The 19,734-nt window shown below is 62.2% G+C and carries 20 protein-coding genes; 9 read left to right on the top strand and 11 right to left on the bottom strand.

The features are described from left to right. The first annotated feature begins 81 nt into the window (after positions 1-81). The 3 genes from trpB (at position 82) to MUM_RS0107200 (ending at position 2,705) form a co-directional block, all read left to right on the top strand. Positions 82-1,308, top strand: coding sequence for a tryptophan synthase subunit beta (gene trpB / locus MUM_RS0107210; protein WP_010168558.1), 1,227 nt, complete (start codon positions 82-84; stop codon positions 1,306-1,308). Beyond that, positions 1,309-2,118: a tryptophan synthase subunit alpha gene (trpA, locus tag MUM_RS0107205; RefSeq protein WP_010168557.1), complete on the top strand. Its 810-nt coding sequence runs from the start codon at positions 1,309-1,311 to the stop codon at positions 2,116-2,118. Positions 2,119-2,258: 140 nt separating this feature from the next. Next, the gene (locus tag MUM_RS0107200) at positions 2,259-2,705 is read left to right on the top strand and encodes an anti-virulence regulator CigR family protein (RefSeq protein WP_010168555.1); all 447 of its coding nucleotides are present in this window, start codon (positions 2,259-2,261) and stop codon (positions 2,703-2,705) included. A 143-nt stretch (positions 2,706-2,848) separates the two neighbouring features. Here the strand turns inward: MUM_RS0107200 and MUM_RS0107195 are convergent, their stop codons facing one another. The 6 genes from MUM_RS0107195 to MUM_RS0107170 form a co-directional block, all read right to left on the bottom strand. Next, positions 2,849-4,153, bottom strand: a complete 1,305-nt coding sequence (locus MUM_RS0107195) for an MFS transporter (RefSeq protein ID WP_010168554.1) — start codon at positions 4,151-4,153, stop codon at positions 2,849-2,851. Between the two features lie 176 nt (positions 4,154-4,329). Continuing rightward, complete coding sequence (gene dgoD, locus MUM_RS0107190; protein ID WP_003213645.1) at positions 4,330-5,478, bottom strand: galactonate dehydratase; 1,149 nt, start codon at positions 5,476-5,478, stop codon at positions 4,330-4,332. Positions 5,479-5,511: 33 nt separating this feature from the next. Continuing rightward, a complete protein-coding gene (locus tag MUM_RS0107185) occupies positions 5,512-6,132 on the bottom strand; it encodes a 2-dehydro-3-deoxy-6-phosphogalactonate aldolase (protein WP_010168551.1) in 621 nt (206 codons plus the stop codon). Positions 6,133-6,145: 13 nt separating this feature from the next. Continuing rightward, on the bottom strand, positions 6,146-7,114 hold the full coding sequence (locus tag MUM_RS0107180; RefSeq protein ID WP_010168550.1) for a 2-dehydro-3-deoxygalactonokinase: 969 nt from the start codon (positions 7,112-7,114) through the stop codon (positions 6,146-6,148). A 102-nt stretch (positions 7,115-7,216) separates the two neighbouring features. Next, positions 7,217-7,543 carry a DOPA 4,5-dioxygenase family protein gene (locus MUM_RS0107175; RefSeq protein WP_010168549.1) on the bottom strand — a complete coding sequence of 109 codons (327 nt, stop codon included), beginning with the start codon at positions 7,541-7,543 and terminating at the stop codon, positions 7,217-7,219. A gap of 31 nt (positions 7,544-7,574) precedes the next feature. Then, complete coding sequence (locus MUM_RS0107170) at positions 7,575-8,525, bottom strand: choline sulfate utilization transcriptional regulator (RefSeq protein ID WP_010168548.1); 951 nt, start codon at positions 8,523-8,525, stop codon at positions 7,575-7,577. 103 nt (positions 8,526-8,628) lie between these two features. On the opposite strand from MUM_RS0107170, the gene betC reads away from it, so the two are divergent. The 3 genes from betC to MUM_RS0107155 all read left to right on the top strand — a co-directional run bounded on the left by betC (position 8,629) and on the right by MUM_RS0107155 (position 12,824). Beyond that, positions 8,629-10,143 carry a choline-sulfatase gene (gene betC, locus MUM_RS0107165; RefSeq protein WP_010168547.1) on the top strand — a complete coding sequence of 505 codons (1,515 nt, stop codon included), beginning with the start codon at positions 8,629-8,631 and terminating at the stop codon, positions 10,141-10,143. A 16-nt stretch (positions 10,144-10,159) separates the two neighbouring features. After that, entirely contained in the window at positions 10,160-11,080 is a 921-nt protein-coding gene (gene choX / locus MUM_RS0107160; RefSeq protein WP_010168546.1) for a choline ABC transporter substrate-binding protein, read from the top strand. Between the two features lie 175 nt (positions 11,081-11,255). Beyond that, on the top strand, positions 11,256-12,824 hold the full coding sequence (locus MUM_RS0107155; RefSeq protein WP_010168544.1) for a SulP family inorganic anion transporter: 1,569 nt from the start codon (positions 11,256-11,258) through the stop codon (positions 12,822-12,824). Between the two features lie 113 nt (positions 12,825-12,937). Here MUM_RS0107155 and aroE read toward each other — a convergent pair whose 3' ends face one another. Both aroE and hemF read right to left on the bottom strand, forming a co-directional pair. Further along, positions 12,938-13,756, bottom strand: coding sequence for a shikimate dehydrogenase (gene aroE, locus MUM_RS0107150; RefSeq protein WP_010168542.1), 819 nt, complete (start codon positions 13,754-13,756; stop codon positions 12,938-12,940). Further along, a complete protein-coding gene (gene hemF / locus MUM_RS0107145) occupies positions 13,756-14,685 on the bottom strand; it encodes an oxygen-dependent coproporphyrinogen oxidase (protein WP_010168540.1) in 930 nt (309 codons plus the stop codon). The genes aroE and hemF overlap by 1 nt, the downstream gene beginning before the upstream one ends. Positions 14,686-14,843: 158 nt before the next feature. On the opposite strand from hemF, the gene MUM_RS0107140 reads away from it, so the two are divergent. Next, positions 14,844-15,821 (top strand): NADPH:quinone reductase, encoded by a 978-nt coding sequence (locus tag MUM_RS0107140; protein WP_010168537.1) that lies wholly within the window; start codon positions 14,844-14,846, stop codon positions 15,819-15,821. Between the two features lie 140 nt (positions 15,822-15,961). Here the strand turns inward: MUM_RS0107140 and MUM_RS0107135 are convergent, their stop codons facing one another. The 3 genes from MUM_RS0107135 to MUM_RS0107125 form a co-directional block, all read right to left on the bottom strand. After that, positions 15,962-16,519: an L-threonylcarbamoyladenylate synthase gene (locus MUM_RS0107135; protein ID WP_003213622.1), complete on the bottom strand. Its 558-nt coding sequence runs from the start codon at positions 16,517-16,519 to the stop codon at positions 15,962-15,964. Positions 16,520-16,573: 54 nt separating this feature from the next. Further along, positions 16,574-17,668 (bottom strand): DNA-processing protein DprA, encoded by a 1,095-nt coding sequence (dprA, locus tag MUM_RS0107130; protein WP_010168535.1) that lies wholly within the window; start codon positions 17,666-17,668, stop codon positions 16,574-16,576. A 63-nt stretch (positions 17,669-17,731) separates the two neighbouring features. Continuing rightward, a complete protein-coding gene (locus tag MUM_RS0107125; protein WP_010168533.1) occupies positions 17,732-18,520 on the bottom strand; it encodes a hypothetical protein in 789 nt (262 codons plus the stop codon). Between the two features lie 150 nt (positions 18,521-18,670). On the opposite strand from MUM_RS0107125, the gene def reads away from it, so the two are divergent. Together def and MUM_RS0107115 are read left to right on the top strand one after the other, a co-directional pair. Then, positions 18,671-19,177 carry a peptide deformylase gene (gene def / locus MUM_RS0107120; protein ID WP_010168531.1) on the top strand — a complete coding sequence of 169 codons (507 nt, stop codon included), beginning with the start codon at positions 18,671-18,673 and terminating at the stop codon, positions 19,175-19,177. Between the two features lie 57 nt (positions 19,178-19,234). After that, positions 19,235-19,734: methionyl-tRNA formyltransferase (locus MUM_RS0107115; RefSeq protein ID WP_010168529.1), on the top strand; the 500-nt coding region annotated here is incomplete at its 3' end.

Here is a 19,734-nt window from a genome sequence, read left to right as displayed (position 1 = left end):
ATCTTATCGGTTTTCACCTTGAAGCGTCAGGGGTAGAGTGGCCGTCATTGCCTCTTATACATTTTCTACCTGGAGCGTCCCATGACTCAGACCCAGACCGATTTACGCAACGGCCCAGATGCCAATGGCCTGTTTGGTTCGTTCGGCGGCCGCTACGTGGCGGAAACCCTGATGCCGTTGATCCTGGATCTGGCCCGCGAATACGAAGCGGCCAAGATCGATCCGGCCTTCAACGAAGAACTGGCCTACTTCCAGCGCGACTACGTCGGACGTCCAAGCCCGCTGTATTTTGCCGAACGCCTGACCGAGTTCTGCGGCGGCGCCAAGATCTACCTCAAGCGCGAAGAGCTGAACCACACCGGCGCGCACAAGATCAACAACTGCATCGGCCAGATCCTGCTGGCACGGCGCATGGGCAAAAAACGCATCATCGCCGAGACCGGCGCCGGCATGCACGGTGTAGCCACGGCCACCGTCGCCGCGCGGTTTGGCCTGCAATGCGTGATCTACATGGGCACCACCGACATCGAACGCCAGCAGGCCAACGTGTTCCGCATGAAGCTGCTGGGCGCCGAAGTGATTCCGGTCGTTGCCGGCACCGGCACCCTGAAAGACGCGATGAACGAAGCCTTGCGTGACTGGGTGACCAACGTCGACAGCACCTTCTACCTGATCGGCACCGTGGCCGGCCCGCACCCGTACCCGGCGATGGTTCGCGACTTCCAGGCCGTGATCGGCAAGGAAACCCGTACCCAGCTGCAAGCCCAGGAAGGCCGTCTGCCCGACAGCCTGGTGGCGTGCATCGGCGGCGGTTCCAACGCCATGGGCCTGTTTCACCCGTTCCTGGATGACACCAGCGTCGAAATCATCGGCGTTGAGGCGGCCGGCTACGGCATCGAAACCGGCAAGCACGCGGCCAGCCTCAACGGCGGCGTACCGGGTGTACTGCACGGCAACCGCACGTTCCTGCTGCAGGACGACGACGGCCAGATCATCGACGCCCACTCGATTTCCGCCGGCCTCGACTACCCGGGCATCGGCCCTGAACACGCCTGGTTGCACGACATCGGCCGTGTGCAGTACACCTCGGTGACCGACGACGAAGCCCTCGACGCGTTCCACAAATGCTGCCGCCTGGAAGGGATTATTCCTGCACTGGAAAGCGCCCACGCCCTGGCCGAAGTGTTCAAACGCGCACCGACCCTGCCGAAAGATCACCTGATGGTGGTGAACCTGTCCGGCCGTGGCGACAAAGACATGCAGACCGTGATGCACCATATGGAACAGTCTCAGCAGGAGAAACACTAAATGAGCCGCCTGCAAACACGTTTTGCGCAACTGAAAGAACAAAACCGCGCCGCCCTGGTGACTTTCGTCACCGCCGGCGACCCGGGTTATGACACTTCGCTGGCGATCCTCAAGGGCTTGCCGGCGGCCGGCGCCGATGTGATCGAGTTGGGCATGCCCTTCACCGACCCGATGGCCGACGGCCCGGCCATTCAACTGGCCAACATCCGCGCACTGACCGCCAAACAGAACCTCACCAAAACCCTGCAGATGGTGCGTGAGTTCCGCAAGGACAACAGCGACACGCCGCTGGTGTTGATGGGTTACTTCAACCCGATCCACATGTACGGCGTGCCACGCTTTATCAGTGATGCGAAAGAAGCCGGCGTCGACGGCCTGATCGTGGTCGACATGCCGCCCGAGCATAACGGCGAACTGTGCGACCCGGCCCAGGCTGCCGGTATCGACTTTATCCGCCTGACCACGCCGACCACCGACGACGTGCGCCTGCCGACCGTGCTCAACGGCAGCTCCGGGTTTGTGTACTACGTGTCGGTGGCCGGTGTGACCGGTGCCGGCGCCGCGACCCTGGAACACGTCGAAGAAGCCGTGACCCGTCTGCGTCGCCATACCGACCTGCCGATCAGCATCGGTTTTGGTATCCGTACCCCGGAGCAGGCCGCTGCAATCGCCCGCCTGGCAGACGGTGTGGTGGTGGGTTCGGCGCTGATCGATCACATCGCCAATGCCAGCAACGATCAGCAGGCCATCGACGGTGTATTGACCCTGTGTTCGGCGCTGTCGGAAGGTGTGCGCAACGCCCGTAAGTAAGCGGCTCGTAAGCGATAGGTAAAGTTCCTGATACAGAGGAATCATGCTGGCAAATCAGTACCTAAGCTAACAAGACCAAGGGATTTCGAACATGGTTCGAAATCCCTTTTTTGTTCGTGCAGTACTGAGGAAGCAGCCCCATGAAAATCCCCAAACGCTTGATCGCAGGTGTAGGCGTGCTGGTGCTCGGCGCCAGTGCCCTGGTGCAAGCGGCACCGTATGACCAAGGTGGCGGTCCTGACCGTGGCGGCCCCCAGGGCCAACAAAACGATCACCGTGGCGATGACCGTCGCGGGCCGCAGGACAACCACCGTGGCGGGCCTCCTCAGGACTTCGGCCCGGTACGGCAAGTGATCCGCGATAACCACGGCGACTTCCGCCGTGGCGCGCCGCCGCCTCCGGGTATCCATCTGGTGCGCGGCCAGCGCCTGCCGCCGAACTACTATGGCGAGCGTCTGGACCCACGGGCTCTGGGCCATCTGCCGCAATACCCGGGTTACGAATGGCGCCGTTCGGGAGGGGACATCGTGTTGATCGCGGTGGGCACCAGCATCGTCTATCAGATTCTGGATGGCGCGCTGTACTAGAGCCGGACTGCTTTTTTGTGGCGAGGGAGCTTGCTCCCGCTGGGCTGCGCAGCGGCCCCAGAATCATGGGAGCGCTGCGCACTCCAGCGGGAGCAAGCTCCCTCGCCACAAAAGCTCCCTCGCCACAGATACTTATCAGTCCTCTAAAGTTCGATGCGCTCGACCTTGCCCACCAGCAAGATGTACGAAAGCGCCCCCAGCAACGCCAGCACCGCGATATACGTGATCGCTGGCGCAAACGAATCCCCGGTGGCCAGAAAGCCAATCACAATCGGTGTGGTAATCGCCGACAGATTGCCGATGAAATTGAACACCCCGCCCGTCAGCCCCAGCAGCCTTGCCGGCGCCAGGGTCGACACCAGCGACCAGGTGATCGACGCCAGGCCATTGCCGAAAAACGCCACCGCCAGAAAGGCAATGACCCACGCCGTGGAGTCAACAAAATTGGCGCCAATGATCGCCGTGGAAATCAATAACCCGCCAATGATAGGCAACTTGCGCGCGAAGCCCACCGACGTTCCCCGGCGAATCAGCCAGTCAGAAAACAACCCCGAACACAGCACGCCGACAAACGCCGCGAGAAACGGCAGCGACGCCAGCAGGCCGGACTTGATGAAGTCCATGCCGCGATATTTCACCAGGTAGGTCGGGAACCACGTCAGGAAAAACCATAGCGTGGAGTTCAGGCAGAACTGCCCCAGGTAGATCCCCCACAGCTTGCGCTTGCTCAGCACGATGCCGAGGTCGACCCAACTGAACGGGGCCTTGGCCGCCTGCGCTTGAATGTCCACCAACCCGCCGCCTGCGCGAATCAGCTCGATTTCCGCCGCATTGGCGCCCTTGAAATCCCGTGGCTCGCGGTACACCGCGTACCAGATCAACGCCCACACAATGCCCACGCCGCCGGTGGCGACAAACACCATGTGCCAGCCAAAGGTGTGTTGCAGCCAGGCCAGCACCGGCGTGAGAAACGCCAGCCCGACAAACTGCCCGGAGGTGTAGACCCCAATCGCCGTGGCCCGCTCACGCTCGGGAAACCAGGTGGTGACCACGCGGCTGTTGATCGGGTAAGCCGGGGCTTCGAGGGCGCCCACCGCCATGCGCAATACGAACAGCGCGATAAAGCTGGCGGCAAAGCCGAGCATCACCGTGGCCACCGACCACAGCAGCAGGGCAACGCTGTAGAGAATGCGCGGCGGCACCCGGTCCACCAACCAGCCACCGGGGATTTGCATGGCAGCGTAGGTCCAGCCGAACGCGGAGAAAATCAGCCCGACATGCACCGGGTCAATCCCCAGCTCGCTGGTCAGGGCCGGGGCGGCAATCGACAGGTTGCTGCGGTCCAGGTAGTTGATCACTACCGTGATGAACAGCAGCACCATGATGAAGAAACGCTTTCGGCTGGGCGTGACTAAAGAAGCCTGCCCGGTGAAGGACTCGGATTGCATGGGGGTTGCCTCTTCTTATGGTTATTGAGGACAGGTCTTACTGACGAAACATCGGTTCATGTGGGAGCTGGCTTGCCTGCGACAGCGGCGTATCAGTGCCGCAGATGCAAGCTGACACTCCGCTACCGCAGGCAAGCCAGCTCCTACAGAGACCGTGTTCCGTCAGGAATAAAGGCTTACCACTCCGCAAAACTGCCATCGGCATGGCGCCAGATCGGGTTGCGCCAGCGATGCCCGATGGCCGCGCGCTCAATCACGTATTCCTCGTTGATCTCGATGCCCAGGCCCGGCCCGTTGGGGATCTTCACGAAGCCCTGGTCATAGTCGAAAACGCCCGGATCGCGCACGTAATCCAGCAGGTCATTGCTCTCGTTGTAGTGAATGCCCAGGCTCTGTTCCTGGATGAACGCGTTGTAGCAAACCGCGTCCAGCTGCAGGCACGCCGCCAGGGCAATCGGGCCGAGCGGGCAGTGCAGGGCGAGGGCCACGTCGTAGGCTTCGGCCATGTTGGCGATCTTGCGGGTTTCGGTGATACCGCCGGCGTGGGAAGCATCCGGCTGGATGATGTCGACGTAGCCTTCGCTGAGCACGCGCTTGAAGTCCCAGCGCGAGAACAGGCGCTCGCCGAGGGCAATCGGGGTGCTGGTGAGCGGCGCCAGCTCTTTCAGCGCTTCGTAGTTTTCGCTGAGCACCGGCTCTTCGATAAACATCAGTTTGTAGGGGTCGAGTTCCTTCATCAGCACCTTGGCCATGGGCTTGTGCACCCGGCCATGGAAGTCGACGCCGATGCCCACGTTCGGGCCTACCGCATCACGCACGGCGGCCACGTTGGCCAGGGCCTGGTCGACCTTTTCGAAGCTGTCGAGAAATTGCAGTTCTTCGGTGCCGTTCATTTTGACGGCGGTAAAACCACGGGCCACGGCTTCCTTGGCGGCGCGGGCGGTGTCTGCCGGGCGGTCGCCACCGATCCACGAGTACACGCGGATCTTGTCGCGCACCTGGCCACCCAGCAGGTCACTGACCGACACACCGAGCGCCTTGCCCTTGATGTCCCACAACGCCTGGTCGATGCCGGCGAGGGCGCTCATGTGGATCGCGCCGCCACGGTAGAAACCGCCGCGATAGAGCACGGTCCAGATGTCTTCGATATTGCGTGGGTCTTTGCCGATCAAGTAGTCGGAAAGTTCTTCGACGGCGGCCGCCACGGTGTGGGCGCGGCCCTCGACCACAGGCTCGCCCCAACCGGTCACGCCCTGGTCGGTTTCAACCTTGAGGAAGCACCAGCGCGGCGGGACGATGAAGGTGGTCAGTTTGGTGATTTTCATCTTCTTATCTCTCTTGTAGATGGAGAACGCTGGTCAGCCCAGGGCATTCCAGGCTGTGACGTAGGCCTGGGCGTTGCTGGCAACCTGGTCGACGCTCATGCCCGGCTTGAATAACCCGGAGCCCAGGCCGAAGCCTTTGACGCCCGCGTCGAAAAATACCTGCATGTTGTCCGGGGTGATGCCGCCCACCGGCAGCAGCACCGTGCCGGCGGGCAGTACCGCGAGCCAGGCCTTGACCACCGCCGGGCCCATTTGCTCGGCCGGGAACAGCTTCAGCACGTCGGCGCCTTCAGCCAGCGCGGCAAACGCTTCGGTCGGGGTGGCCACACCTGGCGACAGGTACAGGCCCGCGGCCTTGGCAGCCCGCAGCACCTTGGCGTCACTGTGGGGCATGACGATCACTTGGCCACCGGCCGCTTTGACTTGATGGACCTGCTCCGGGGTCAGCACGGTGCCGGCGCCGATCAGGCAATCGGCGGGCAGGCTGTCCCGCAGGATACGGATGCTGGTGTAGGGATCCGGCGAGTTGAGCGGTACTTCGATGACCCTGAAGCCCGCCTTGTACAACACCTCGCCGATCGCCAATGCCTCGTCCGGTCGCAGGCCGCGCAGGATCGCGATCAAACCGTTGTGTGTCAGTGCTTGCTTGAGCATGTCGGGCCTCTCGTCAGGTTGCAGGCAGCAGCCCCGCCGCCATGGCCAGTTGCCAAAGGCCACGTTCGGTAGCCTCCTGCGCCAGGGTCACGTGGGGGAAGCCGCAGAGTTGGAGTGCACGCTGGTAGCGGGTGCAGAGTTGGGTTGCGCCCACCAGGACGATGTCTCGCTGTCGGGCAGGCTGGCGGGTGCGCAGGCCCATGAGTTCGTGGCCGATCAGCAGGCCAGACAAATAGTCCGGCTGCTCGTCCGGCGCCAGCTCGCCGGTCAGGCCCAGGGTGCGGGCGCTGAACAAGGTCGATAACAGGCCGGCCTGGCCGTCTGCCGACTGCGCCACCTGCACGCCGCGATCAAAAGCCGCCGCCTGGAACTGTTCGGAAGGGCGTTGGGTTCGCCCCAAAATACTGTGCTGGCTGAGCACGGCGAACAGCTCGCCGGTCATGAAGGTGTCGAAGTGGGTGATGCAGCCTTCCACCACGTCCACCCACTTGGAGTGGCTGCCCGGCAGGCCGATCAGTACGTCGCGCCCGTTCGTCGCAGGCAGGCTTTGCAACACGCCGAGCACCTGGGTTTCTTCGCCGCGCATCACGTTGGGCAACGCGCCGCGTTGAATCACGCCAGGCACGATGTGCACCAGAGCGCCGCGCAAGCTGCGCACACCCTGCAGCGCCTGGCCGAGGGTGGAAACATCCGCCGGGGTGTCGCGGTAAGCCGCCTCGCTCCAGCCCTGGGCGCTGCCGACCATGCCGCAGGCGATGACGGGGAGGCCGGGTTGGGCGTCGAGCCAGTCACCGCAGGCCGCGTCGAATGCCAACTCGAAACCGTTACTGCTGCGAACACCGGCAATGTCCCGGGGTTCGGTGGGCAAGTGCATGATCCCCGACGCCAGGGCACGTCGTTCGATCACGACGCCTGCCGGGCCGAGCTTATAAGCACGAAGGGAACTGGTTCCCCAATCGAGCGCGATCAATTGCGCCTGCATCGCTTCACCTGAGTGTTCTGAGCGGATGAGGCGAATATAAACCCAAGACCGTTAAAGTCTCAATATATAAATATCAGTCCCATATATAGGGAATACGAACACTCAGAATATCGACAAGTCCAGCGTGCGCATCGCCCCCATCCAGATCGCGTGTTCGGTGTGGTCCTTGAGGTCATCGCCGGTGGTGGGGTGCAGGAACACCACCAGGCCGTTGCGGTTGAGTGCCAGCCACGGCAGCACGACGCCGATGTATTCCGGGTCGAACGCCAGCTGGCAGCTCCAGTCCGGGTGCGGGCCCACCGGGCGCTCATGCACCCGGCCCATGCGCAGCGGGAACATTTGCGCGGCGTCTTCGCAGAGTTTGCGCGCCTGATCGATCGTGTTGGCGTCAAAGTAGATGTGGGCGTGGTAGCCCTTGATACGTTGCATGACAGGCTCCGGGCTCAATGATCGGCAAATCCTAGACCGCAATGGACGGCAGGGCCAGACCGGTCAGCGATTGTGCGCTACTGGCCTGCTCGGCCATCAGCCAGTCGACGAAACGCTCGATCAACTGGCTGCGACGTTTGCGCTGGGGCAGCACCACGTAATAGCCGAAGCGCGAGATCACCGTGTCGCCAATCGGCCGGCACAGCCACTTTTGCTCCAGCAAGTTATCCACAAGGTGGCGCCAGCCGATGGCCACGCCCTGGCCGGCAATCGCCGCCTGGATCAACAGGGTGTAATTGTCGAAACGCAATTGGCCCGGAGTGGGCGCCGTGGTGATGCCCAGTTCGCGGAATACGCCACCCCAGTCGAACCACTGGTTGTTGTTTTGCTGGCGCAGGTGCAGCAAGGGAAACTCCAGCAGGCTTTGCACCGGCAGCGGCGCGTCGCGGCCCTGAATGAGCTGCGGGCTGCACACCGGGAACACTTCCTCGTTGAACAGCCAATGACTGTCGCCCTGTTTGAAGCGGCCATCACCGAACAGCACCGCCACATCGATATCGCTGCGCAACGTGGCGTGATTGCGTTCGCTGGTGACCAGGCTCACGTCCACCTGCGGGTTGGCTTCATGGAAGCGGTGCAGGCGTGGCATCAGCCAATAGGCGGCGAAGGCAAAGTCTGTCGCCACCTGCAGGACTTCGTGCTGGTCCTGCTCGGCAATCGCACTCAGGCCCTGGTTGATGCTCTGTAGACCAGCCTGCACCTGCTCGAACAACAGGGCGCCCGCGTCGGTCAACTCGATGCCCCGGTAAATGCGATCAAACAGCCGCACCTTCAGCTGTTCTTCCAAGCGCTTGATCTGCTGGCTGATGGCCGGCTGGGTGGTGCCCAACTCCATGGCCGCCGCCGTAAAGCTGCGTTGGCGCGCAGCGGCTTCAAACGCGCGCAGCAAATCGAGTGACAGGTGACCGAGGGATTCATACATAAGCTGGGCTTATCCTAGACATTGCTTCTCATGGGCTTTACCACGATTTCCATGGCCTGCATGCTCATTCGCATAAACGTTGACTATGGAATGCCGCGAAACCATGAAGCGCAAGAACATTCTTTTCATCATGGCCGATCAAATGGCCGCGCCGATGCTTCCGTTCTACGGTCCTTCGCCTATCAAACTGCCGAACTTGAGCCGCCTCGCCGCTGAGGGTGTGGTGTTCGACGCCGCGTACTGCAACAGCCCGCTGTGCGCACCCTCGCGCTTTACCCTGGTGAGCGGCCAGTTGCCGAGCAAGATCGGCGCCTACGACAACGCAGCCGATTTCCCCGCCGACGTGCCGACCTATGCCCACTACCTGCGTCGCCTCGGCTACCGCACGGCGCTGTCGGGCAAGATGCACTTTTGCGGCCCCGACCAACTCCACGGTTATGAAGAACGCCTGACCAGCGATATCTACCCGGCCGACTATGGCTGGGCAGTGAACTGGGATGAGCCGGACGTGCGCCCCACCTGGTACCACAACATGGCGTCGGTGCTGCAAGCCGGGCCGTGCGTGCGTACCAACCAGCTGGATTTCGACGAAGAGGTGGTGTTCAAGGCCCAGCAATACCTGTTCGACCATATCCGCGAGGACGGCGAGCAGCCTTTCTGCCTGACCGTCTCCATGACGCACCCACACGACCCTTACACCATTCCCAAGCCGTTCTGGGACCTGTACGACGACAACGACATCCCGTTGCCCACAACCCCGCCACAGGCTGACCTGGACCCGCACTCCCAACGCCTGCTCAAGGTCTACGACCTGTGGGACAAGCCGCTGCCGGTGAACAAGATCCGCGATGCGCGCCGCGCCTACTTCGGCGCGTGCAGCTACATCGACAGCAACGTCGGCAAGCTCCTGCAAACCCTGGAAGACACAGGGCTGGCCGACGACACCATCATTATCTTCTCCGGCGACCACGGCGACATGCTCGGCGAGCGCGGGCTCTGGTACAAAATGCACTGGTTTGAAATGGCTGCCCGGGTGCCGCTGCTGATCAGCGCGCCGGGGCAGTTTGCCGCCGGCCGCGTGACCGCCGCCGTGTCCACCGCCGACCTGCTGCCGACCCTGGTGGAACTGGCCGGCGGTGAGCTGGACCCGAGGCTGCCGCTGGACGGCCGCTCGCTGGTCTCGCACTTGCAAGGGCAGGGCGGGCATGACGAAGTGTTCGGCGAATACATGGCCGAGGGCACCATCAGCCCGCTGATGATGATCCGCCGTGGCGCCTACAAGTTCATCTACAGCGAGGACGACCCTTGCCTATTGTTCGATGTACACAACGACCCGCACGAGCGGGAAGACCTCAGCCAGTCACCGGAACACCGGCCCCTGTTCGAGGCGTTTTTGAGTGAGGCGCGGGCCAAATGGGACATCTCGGCGATCCACCAGAAGGTGCTCGCCAGCCAACGCCGTCGCCGCCTGGTGTTCGAGGCACTGACCCAAGGCAAGCTGAAGAGCTGGGACCACCAGCCACTGGTAGACGCCAGTCAGCAATACATGCGCAACCACATCGACCTCGACGATCTGGAGCGCAAGGCACGTTTTCCACAACCCTGCCAAAACCAATAAAACTGAGGGGAAGGCCATGCAAAAGTTATCCACCGTGGTGAGCGTTGCGCTGCTGGCATTGAGCAGTGCCGGCGCCTACGCGGACACAAGCTGCGACACCGTGAAGATGGCCGATCCGGGCTGGAGCGATATCGCCGCCACCAATGCCATTACCGGATTTTTGCTGAACGGCATGGGCTACAAGGCCAAGGTCGACACCCTCGCGGTGCCGATCACCTTTGGCGGGCTCAAGGACGGCCAGGTGGATGTGTTCCTGGGTAACTGGATGCCGGCGCAGCAGGGCTTCTACGACAAGTTCGTGGCCAATGGCGATGTGGTGCAACTGGCGAAGAACCTCGACGGCACCGAGTTCACCCTCGCCGTGCCGGACTACGTGTGGGACGCCGGGGTGCATGACTTTGCCGACCTGAACAAGTTTGCCGACAAGTTCGACAAGAAGATCTACGGCATCGGTTCGGGTGCGCCGGCGAATATCTCGCTGCAGGAAATCATCAAGAAGAACGACTTTGACCTGGGCCAGTGGAAGCTGATCGAGTCCAGCGAACAGGCGATGCTGGCGGAAGTGTCGCGAGCGGTGAAGAAGCAGAAGTTCGTGACCTTCCTCGGCTGGACGCCGCACCCGATGAACGTGCAGCTGAAGATGCATTACCTCAAGGGCGGGGAAAAGTACTTTGGTGACACCGGCAGCGTGTATACGTTGACCCGCAAGGGCTATGCGCAGGCGTGCCCGAATGTGGGCAAATTGCTGACCAACCTGAGCTTCACCCAGGAGATGGAGAACGCCATCATGGCTGAGGTGGTGAACAAGAAGGTCAGTAATGCCGAGGCGGCGAAGGCGTGGATCAAGGCGAATCCGACGGTGCTGGACAAGTGGCTGGACGGGGTTAAAACCGTCGATGGGCAAGATGCGCTGGCCGCTGTAAAAGCCAAGCTCTAACGGCTGACGCCGCACCCTGTGGGAGCCGGGCTTGCCCGCGATGGCATCACCGCGGTGTCCCTGTAGGACCGAGGCGCCTGCATCGCGGGCAAGCCCGGCTCCCACAGTCAGCGGACTCCCACAGTCCGGCGTTTGTCCTGATACCCTGATTCAAACCTATCAATCCGAGCCCCAAATGCCCTGGCCCAACCGCCATACACTCTTCCCCTTCCTCAACTGGCTCCCGCGCCAAACCCGCGCCAGCGTCGGGCGAGACGCGATCGTCGGCCTGAGCGGTGCAGTCCTGGCATTACCGCAATCCATTGCCTACGCGCTGATCGCCGGGCTCCCACCGGAATACGGCCTGTACGCTGCAATCATCCCCGTACTGATCGCCTGCTTGTGGGGCTCCTCATGGCACCTGATCTGCGGCCCCACGGCGGCGATTTCCATCGTGCTCTACGCCAGCGTCAGCCCACTGGCCGTGCCCGGCTCCCAGGACTACATCACGCTGATCCTGTTGCTGACCTTCCTGGCCGGCGTCTTCCAATGGCTGCTGGGCATGCTGCGCTTCGGCGCCCTGGTGAATTTCGTCTCGCATTCGGTGGTACTCGGCTTCACCCTTGGCGCTGCGGTAGTGATCGCCCTGGGCCAACTGCCCAACTTGCTGGGGCTGGACCTTCCGAGCCAGGCCACGGCGATCAACAGCCTGCTGGCGCTGATCAACCATGCCGGGGAGTGGAATCATCCTTCCCTGGTGCTCGGGCTCGGAACCTTGCTGGCAGGAATACTGCTCAAGCTCTGGGTACCGCGCTGGCCCACGCTGTTGATCGCATTAGCCCTGGGCAGTCTCGTGCCGTGGCTGTGGCCGGCGATGTTCGGGCAGGTGGCGCTGGTCAGTTCATTTGTTGGCAAGCTGCCGCCGTTCAGCCCGCTGTCGATGGACCTGGACATGGTCCTGCGACTGCTGCCAAGCGCAGTGGCCGTGGGCATGCTGGGGCTGGTGACCAGCCTGTCGATTGCGCGCTCGTTGTCGGCTCGCTCTCAGCAATTGCTCGATGCGAATCAGGAAGTGCGCGCCCAGGGTTTATCCAACATCGTTGGCGGATTTTTCTCCGGGTACTTGTCGGCGGGTTCCTTCACACGGTCGGGCCTGAGTTACGAGGCAGGCGCCTGTTCGCCGCTGGCGGGGGTGTTTTCCGCGCTGTGGGTGGCGCTGTTTGCGCTGTTCGGCGCAGCATTGATCGCGCATATTCCGATCCCGAGCATGGCCGCGAGCATCCTGCTGATTTGCTGGGGGTTGGTGGACCATCGTGGTATTCGGGCGTTGTTCCGGGTCAGCCGTGCGGAGTTCGTGGTGATGAGCCTGACCTGCATCGCCACGCTGTTGCTGGAGCTGCAAACGGCGATTTACGCGGGGGTGCTGGCGTCGCTGTTTTTCTACCTCAAGCGCACCTCGCAGCCGCGGGTCCAGCAATGGCGCGACGGTGAGGACGATGTGCTGCGAGTCGGCGGGTCGATCTTTTTCGGCGCCAGCCATTACCTGCAAGTGCGGCTGCAAAGCCTCCACGGCCAGCGCGTGGTGATCGAGGCGCAGCAGATCAACTTTATCGACTATTCCGGGGTGGAGATGCTGCACCAGGAGGCGCGCCGATTGAATGGACTGGGGCGCAGCCTGGCGTTGCGCAAAGCCCGGCCGCAGGTGGTGGATGAGTTGAAGAAACTGGAAGGGGCCGACAAGTGCCCCCTCCATTTCGAAGACTGAGCACGGTTAAAACTGTAGGAGCTGGCTTGCCTGCGATAGCGGTGTATCAGTGCCAAGTGTGTAGCTGACCCACCGCTATCGCAGGCAAGCCAGCTCCCACATTTGGATTGGCGTCAGGCCAGTTGCCTGCGCAGCTCAGCTAAAACCGGTGCCGAATCCGGCCGCACCCCGCGCCACAGGAAGAACGCTTCCGCCGCCTGCTCCACCAGCATTCCCAACCCATCCATCGCCACCGCTGCGCCCTGCTCACTGGCCCAGCGGCAGAACGCCGTAGGCTCTTTGCCGTACATCATGTCGTAGCAAAAAGTCTTTCCGGGTTCGATCAGGCTGCCTGCAATCGGCGGTACATCGCCTGACAGGCTGGCGGACGTGGCGTTGATGATCAGGTCCACCGGCTCACGCAGCCAGTCGAAACCGCTGGCAGAGACCGGGCCGAGGTCGTCGAACAGCTCGGCGAGCAATTCGGCCTTTTCCACGGTGCGGTTGGCGATGATCAGCGACGCCGGTTGCTCGGCCAGCAACGGCTCCAGGGCTCCGCGCACGGCGCCACCGGCCCCTAGCAGCAGGATGCGTTTACCTTGCAGGCTGAACCCGGCATTCACCGTCAAATCCCGCACCAGGCCGGCGCCGTCGGTGTTGTCTCCCAACAAGCTGCCATCGGCGAGCTTGCTCAAGGTATTCACCGCGCCGGCGCGCTGGGCGCGCTCGGTCAGGGTGTTGGCCAGGCGATAAGCCTCTTCCTTGAACGGCACGGTGACGTTGGCGCCACGGCCTTGCTGGAAAAACTCACGGGCGCAGCCGGTGAAATCCTCCAGCGGCGCGAGCAAGGTGCTGTAGTCCAGTTGCTCACCGGTTTGTTCGGCGAACAGGCGATGAATCAGCGGTGACTTGCTGTGGCCAATGGGGTTGCCGAAGACGACATAACGATCCATCAGACCGCCGCCTTGGGCAGCACGCCCAGCCAGTCGCGGTCTTGCAGGAAGTAGTCGGTGAGGCGCGCTTCTTCGCTGTCGGGTGCGGCTTTCCAGTCATAGCTCCAGCGCACTTGCGGTGGCAGCGACATCAGGATCGATTCGGTGCGCCCGCCCGATTGCAGGCCGAACAGCGTGCCACGGTCGTAGACCAGGTTGAACTCGACGTAGCGGCCACGGCGGAATTCCTGGAATTCGCGCTGCTGCTCGGTATAGGCCATGGCTTTGCGGCGCTGGACGATCGGCAGGTAGGCGTCGATGTAGGCATCGCCGATGGCACGCATGAAGGCGAAGCTGGTGTCGAAGTCCCACTCGTTCAAGTCATCGAAGAACAAACCGCCGATGCCGCGCGGTTCGTTGCGGTGCTTGATGTGGAAGTAGGTGTCGCACCAGGCCTTGTAGCGCGAATACACGTCGGGGCCAAACGGCGCACAGGCCTGTTCGGCCACGCGGTGCCAGTGGATGCAGTCTTCTTCGTTGCCGTAGTAGGGCGTCAGGTCGAAGCCGCCACCGAACCACCACACCGGCTCTTCGCCGTCTTTTTCGGCGATGAAAAACCGCACGTTGGCGTGGGAAGTCGGCACATGCGGGTTGTGCGGGTGAATCACCAGCGACACGCCGAGGGCTTCAAAACCGCGACCGGCCAATTCCGGGCGATGCGCACTGGCGGACGGTGGGAGGCCGCTGCCAAACACGTGGGAAAAGTTAACGCCGCCTTTCTCGATCACCGAGCCGTTTTCGATCACACGGGTGCGACCGCCGCCGCCGGCAGGCCGGGTCCAGGCGTCTTCGATAAAGCGAGTGTCCGTCTCGAAGGTTTCCAGGGCGCTGCAAATGCGGTCTTGCAGGTCAAGCAGGTAGGCTTTGACAGCCTCGGTGCGGGTAGTCATGACATCACCTTGAATCGGGCAAAGCTACGCGAGGCCATTGGGCGTCGGCGGCAAATGGGCGCACAGGATACCACTGCACCCGCTACTGCCGCAGTTGACGAAGATCAAGCTTAGGAGTCCGATAGGGGGCTACGCGAAATGACTTAAGGAGAGTGCAGATGGCCAAACGTATCCAGTTCCGTGCCCATGGCGGCCCCGAAGTGCTTGAGTATGTGGACTACACCCCGGCCGAACCCGGCCCGCAGCAGGTTCGCGTGCAGAACAAGGCCATTGGCCTGAACTTCATCGACACGTATTTCCGCAGCGGCCTGTATGCACCACCGGCCTTGCCGTCGGGCCTTGGCGCGGAAGGTGCCGGCGTGGTTGATGCGGTGGGCAGCGAAGTCACTCAATTCAAGGTCGGCGATCGCGTGGCCTACGGCAGCGGCCCATTGGGTGCCTACAGCGAATTGCATGTGCTGCCGGCTGCCAACCTGGTGCACCTGCCGGACGATATCAGCTTCGAACAGGCCGCCAGCGCGATGCTCAAGGGCCTGACCGTGCAGTACCTGCTGCGCCAGACCTATGAGTTGAAAGGTGGTGAAACCATTCTGTTCCATGCCGCTGCCGGTGGCGTCGGTTCGCTGGCGTGCCAATGGGCCAAGGCGTTGGGCGTGAAGTTGATCGGTACCGTCAGTTCGCCGGAAAAAGCGGCGCTGGCCAAATCCCTCGGCGCCTGGGAAACCATCGACTACAGCAAGGAAAACGTCGCACAACGCGTATTGGAACTGACTGACGGCAAGAAATGCCCGGTGGTGTACGACGGCGTAGGCAAAGACACCTGGCTCACCTCGCTGGACAGCGTGGCGCCACGCGGGCTGGTGGTGAGTTTTGGGAATGCTTCGGGTGCTGTGGATGGGGTCAACCTGGGGATTCTGGCGGCCAAGGGCTCGCTGTATGTCACCCGGCCGACTTTGGCGACCTATGCCAACAACCCGGAAAACCTGCAGGCGATGGCGGATGATCTGTTTTCGATGATCATCAGTGGGAAGCTGCAGATTGATATCAATCAGCGGTTTTCGCTGGGGGATGCGGCGAAGGCGCAGGCAGAGTTGTCGGCGCGGCGCACGACTGGGTCGACCATTCTGTTGCCTTAGGGCTTTAGGTCTCTGGGGCCTGTAAGGGCCTCATCGCGGGCAAGCCCGGCTCCCACTGGAGTCTGCGGTGAACATAAATTTTGTGTTCGCTGGAGATCCGTGTGGGAGCCGGGCCTGCCCGCGATGGCCGCGACTCGGCCTTAAGACGGCCGCACAACCTCGCCCGTCGCCAGATCCCGAATCAGACTCGGGTTCTTGCGCCCCCCCAGATTCCCGCCCAACACCAGATCCACCTGCCCACGGAAATACTGCTCCACACGAATCCGCGTGCGCGCCGCCGGGCGGCCCTGTGGGTTGGCCGAGGTGGAAATCAACGGCCCGACCAGCGAGCACAGATCCCGCACTTGCGGATGATCGGTCACCCGCAACGCCACCGTGTCATGCACCCCGGTAATCCATTCGGGCAACAAGTCCTGATGGGGCACCAGCCACGTATTCGGGCCAGGCCAGGTACTGGCCATGCGGTCCATCCACTCATCGGGAAAGTCTTCGAAGAGAAAATCGAACTGACGGATATTGTCGGCAATCAGGATCAACCCCTTATCCACAGACCGACCCTTGATCGCCAGCAAACGATCCACGGCCTCTTCGTTCCAAGGGTCACAGCCCAGGCCCCAGACCGCCTCGGTTGGATAGGCAATCACTGCGCCTGCGCGAATTTCTCGTGCGGCTTCTCGCACACGCCACCTGTTGACCATTGCTCACTCTCCGGACTAAAGCTCTGCGCAGTTTACCGATCTTCGTTACAAAACCTAGCCGCGCGCAAGCCAGCGTCCGCTTTCGCAGATCACCCGGCCCTCCAGTTCCAGCTCCGTGAGGCTGGCCAGCACCTCGGACAAGGCCCGTCCGCTGGCAATCGCCAAGGCTTCACTGGTGTGGGGCGCGGCGTGCAACAGTGCCACCAGCGGGTGAGTGACCGCGATCGGCGCCGGGCGGGATAACGCCTGCCAGCCGCGCAGGTTCTCGAGAATGTGTTCGATGGTTTCCACCAGCACGGCGCCATCGCGAATCAGCTGATGGCAACCTTTGGCGCCAGGGTGATGGATGGAGCCCGGGATGGCGTATACCTCGCGCCCTTGCTCCGCCGCCAGCCGTGCAGTGATCAGCGAACCGCTGGCCATGCTGGCCTCCACCACCAGCACCCCCAGGGACAGGCCACTGATAATGCGGTTGCGCCGTGGAAAATTGCCGGCCTGGGGCGGGGCGTCCAACGGAAACTCGGAAACCACGGCGCTGCCTTGGGCAATCATCGCCTCGGCCAGGCGACGGTGGCGCTGTGGATAAAAGTTTTCGAGCCCGGTGCCCAGCACGCCGATTGTATGTCCACCAACATCCAAAGCCGCTTGATGAGCCGCGCCGTCGATACCCAGGGCAAGACCACTGGTGATGACAAAACCGGCACTCGCCAGGCTGCGGGAAAACGCGGCGGCGGTGTCCATTCCTGGCCGGGAGGCACGGCGGCTGCCGACCATCGCCAGCTGCGGTTTTTCCAGAATCGCCGGGTTGCCGGCGACGAATAACAGCGGGGGCGCGTCATCCAGTTCGGCGAGCAACGCGGGGTAGTCGGGTTGGTCCCACATCAGCAAATGCTGGGCCGGACGCTCCAGCCAGGCCAGTGCCGCGCTGGCGCCATCGCGTACTTCTTCGCTGCGACGGGCATCGGCGCTGATCATCTTGAGGCCCAGGGAGCGCCAGGCACTGGCCGGTGCACTGATGGCTTTTGACGCAGAACCAAACGCCTCGATGAGTTTTTGAAAGCCCTTGGGACCCAGTTCCGGCAGCCTGTGCAAGCGTAGTCGAGCTTCCAGTTCTGCCGGGGAAATTTCACGGTTATTCGTCGGTAACATTTGATCGTCCTTGATCGGAACAAGCTGTGGATAACTCTGTTGGTAACTTATTTAGCCACCTAATTATTGCCTTCGTTCAGGCACCTCGAAACGGTCCATTACGGCCAGGGACCGCGACGCGTCGAGGACCAAGGCATAACTGAGCTTTTCGTAAGTGCGAAACACCAACAACGTCCCGGCAGGTTCGTCGGGAATCTTCACGGGAGCGCCGGTTACCCTGTCCCGAACGGTTTCTCCGGCTTTCACCACGGCCAGCAAATGACCTTCCATCAGGCCGTCACGCCGGCCCTTGTTCAACGTGACCGCGTCCAGTACGCCGATCTGCGTCACGCCCCGGGGCACGTCGATGATGCGTCCGGCAACGGCGCGGGCAGGCCACTGCATCACCAGGCTCGCCAGGTCCGTGGGTGCTGGCGGGCGGAGTAATCGGTCGCCGGGGCGCACCTCCTGAGTGACCCGCTGCACACCCAGCGTGCTGACATCGCCTGCGGTCACAAAGCGTGCAGTGCCGATGTCGTCAGCGTTGATGCCCAGCAATTCCTGGCTTTGCGGGTCGGTGTAGACCTTGCCCCGGCGAAAGATCCCGTAGCTTTGGACGGCAGGGTCCAGTGTGCCCCGCGCATAAACACGCTCGCCATTGGCGCCCAGTACCCGGCCGGCATCTGCTGCAACAATATAGGGTGCGTGGTCCAGTTCCTGGGGCGAATCGAGCATGTGGTTGTGCAGTAAAAAGCGCTGGATGGCTTGCTGCGTATGAAGCGCCAGCGGCTGACCGGCCTGTGGAAAGCTCGCAGGAACCTGGGCAACAACGGCCTGGGCCCACAGCAGCAAGACGAGTAGCGATTTCCTCATGGGGTGAATCTCCTTTATTATGTGCATTCGCGTGAAACGCCTTGGCCTTCGCGGCTCTCGGACGTTTTCCCACGGCACTTACACCGGTACAGCAGGGGTCCATCCCCGGCGCCGACTTGCCTTTACCTCACATGTGCAGCAATTACGCTTATGGCTATTTTGAACATCCTCGAATTTCCGGACTCACGCCTGCGCACTATCGCCAAGCCAGTGGCCGTAGTGGACGCCAAGGTTCGTCAGTTGGTCGATGACATGTTTGAAACAATGTATGAAGCCCCGGGTATCGGCCTCGCCGCGACCCAGGTCAACGTGCATCAGCGCGTCGTGGTCATGGACCTGTCCGAAGACCGCAGCGAGCCTCTGGTGTTTATCAACCCTGAGTTCGAAACCCTGACCGACGAGATGGGCCAGTACCAGGAAGGCTGCCTGTCGGTGCCGGACTTCTACGAGAACGTCGACCGTCCCCAGCGCGTCAAGATCAAGGCCTTGGACCGTGACGGAAAGCCGTTCGAAATGATTGCCGAAGGCCTGCTGGCGGTGTGCATCCAACACGAATGCGACCACCTCAACGGCAAGCTGTTTGTCGATTATCTGTCCACGCTTAAACGCGACCGGATCAAGAAGAAACTGGAAAAGAAGCATCGCCAGCAAGCTTGATTCCCTTCTTTCAAAGGCTTGCTCCGGCAAGCCTTTTTCTTTTGTGAGACGTTTCCCATGACCGAGCCACTGCGCATCGTTTTTGCCGGCACCCCCGAATTCGCCGCCGAACACCTCAAGGCCCTGCTCGCCAGCCCTTATGAAATCGTGGCGGTCTACACCCAGCCCGATCGCCCGGCCGGTCGTGGGCAAAAACTGATGCCCAGCCCGGTCAAGCAGCTTGCACTTGAGAACAACATTGCGGTGTTGCAGCCGCCGACGCTGCGCAACGCCGATGCCCAGGCTGAATTGGCGGCGTTGAAGCCGGACCTGCTGGTGGTGGTGGCCTACGGCTTGATCCTGCCCCAGGCCGTGCTGGATATCCCGCGTCTGGGCTGCATCAACAGCCACGCCTCATTGCTGCCGCGCTGGCGCGGTGCAGCGCCGATCCAGCGTGCGGTCGAAGCCGGTGACGCCGAAAGCGGCGTGACCGTGATGCGCATGGAGGCCGGCCTGGACACGGGCCCGATGCTGCTGAAAGTCACCACCCCGATCACGGGTGAAGACACTGGCGGCAG

This window comes from Pseudomonas sp. PAMC 25886, assembly GCF_000242655.1.
In the GTDB taxonomy this organism is placed as follows: Bacteria; Pseudomonadota; Gammaproteobacteria; order Pseudomonadales; family Pseudomonadaceae; genus Aquipseudomonas.
Note: the sequence above shows the minus strand (reverse complement) of the source record. Positions and strands in the feature narration are given on the sequence as shown.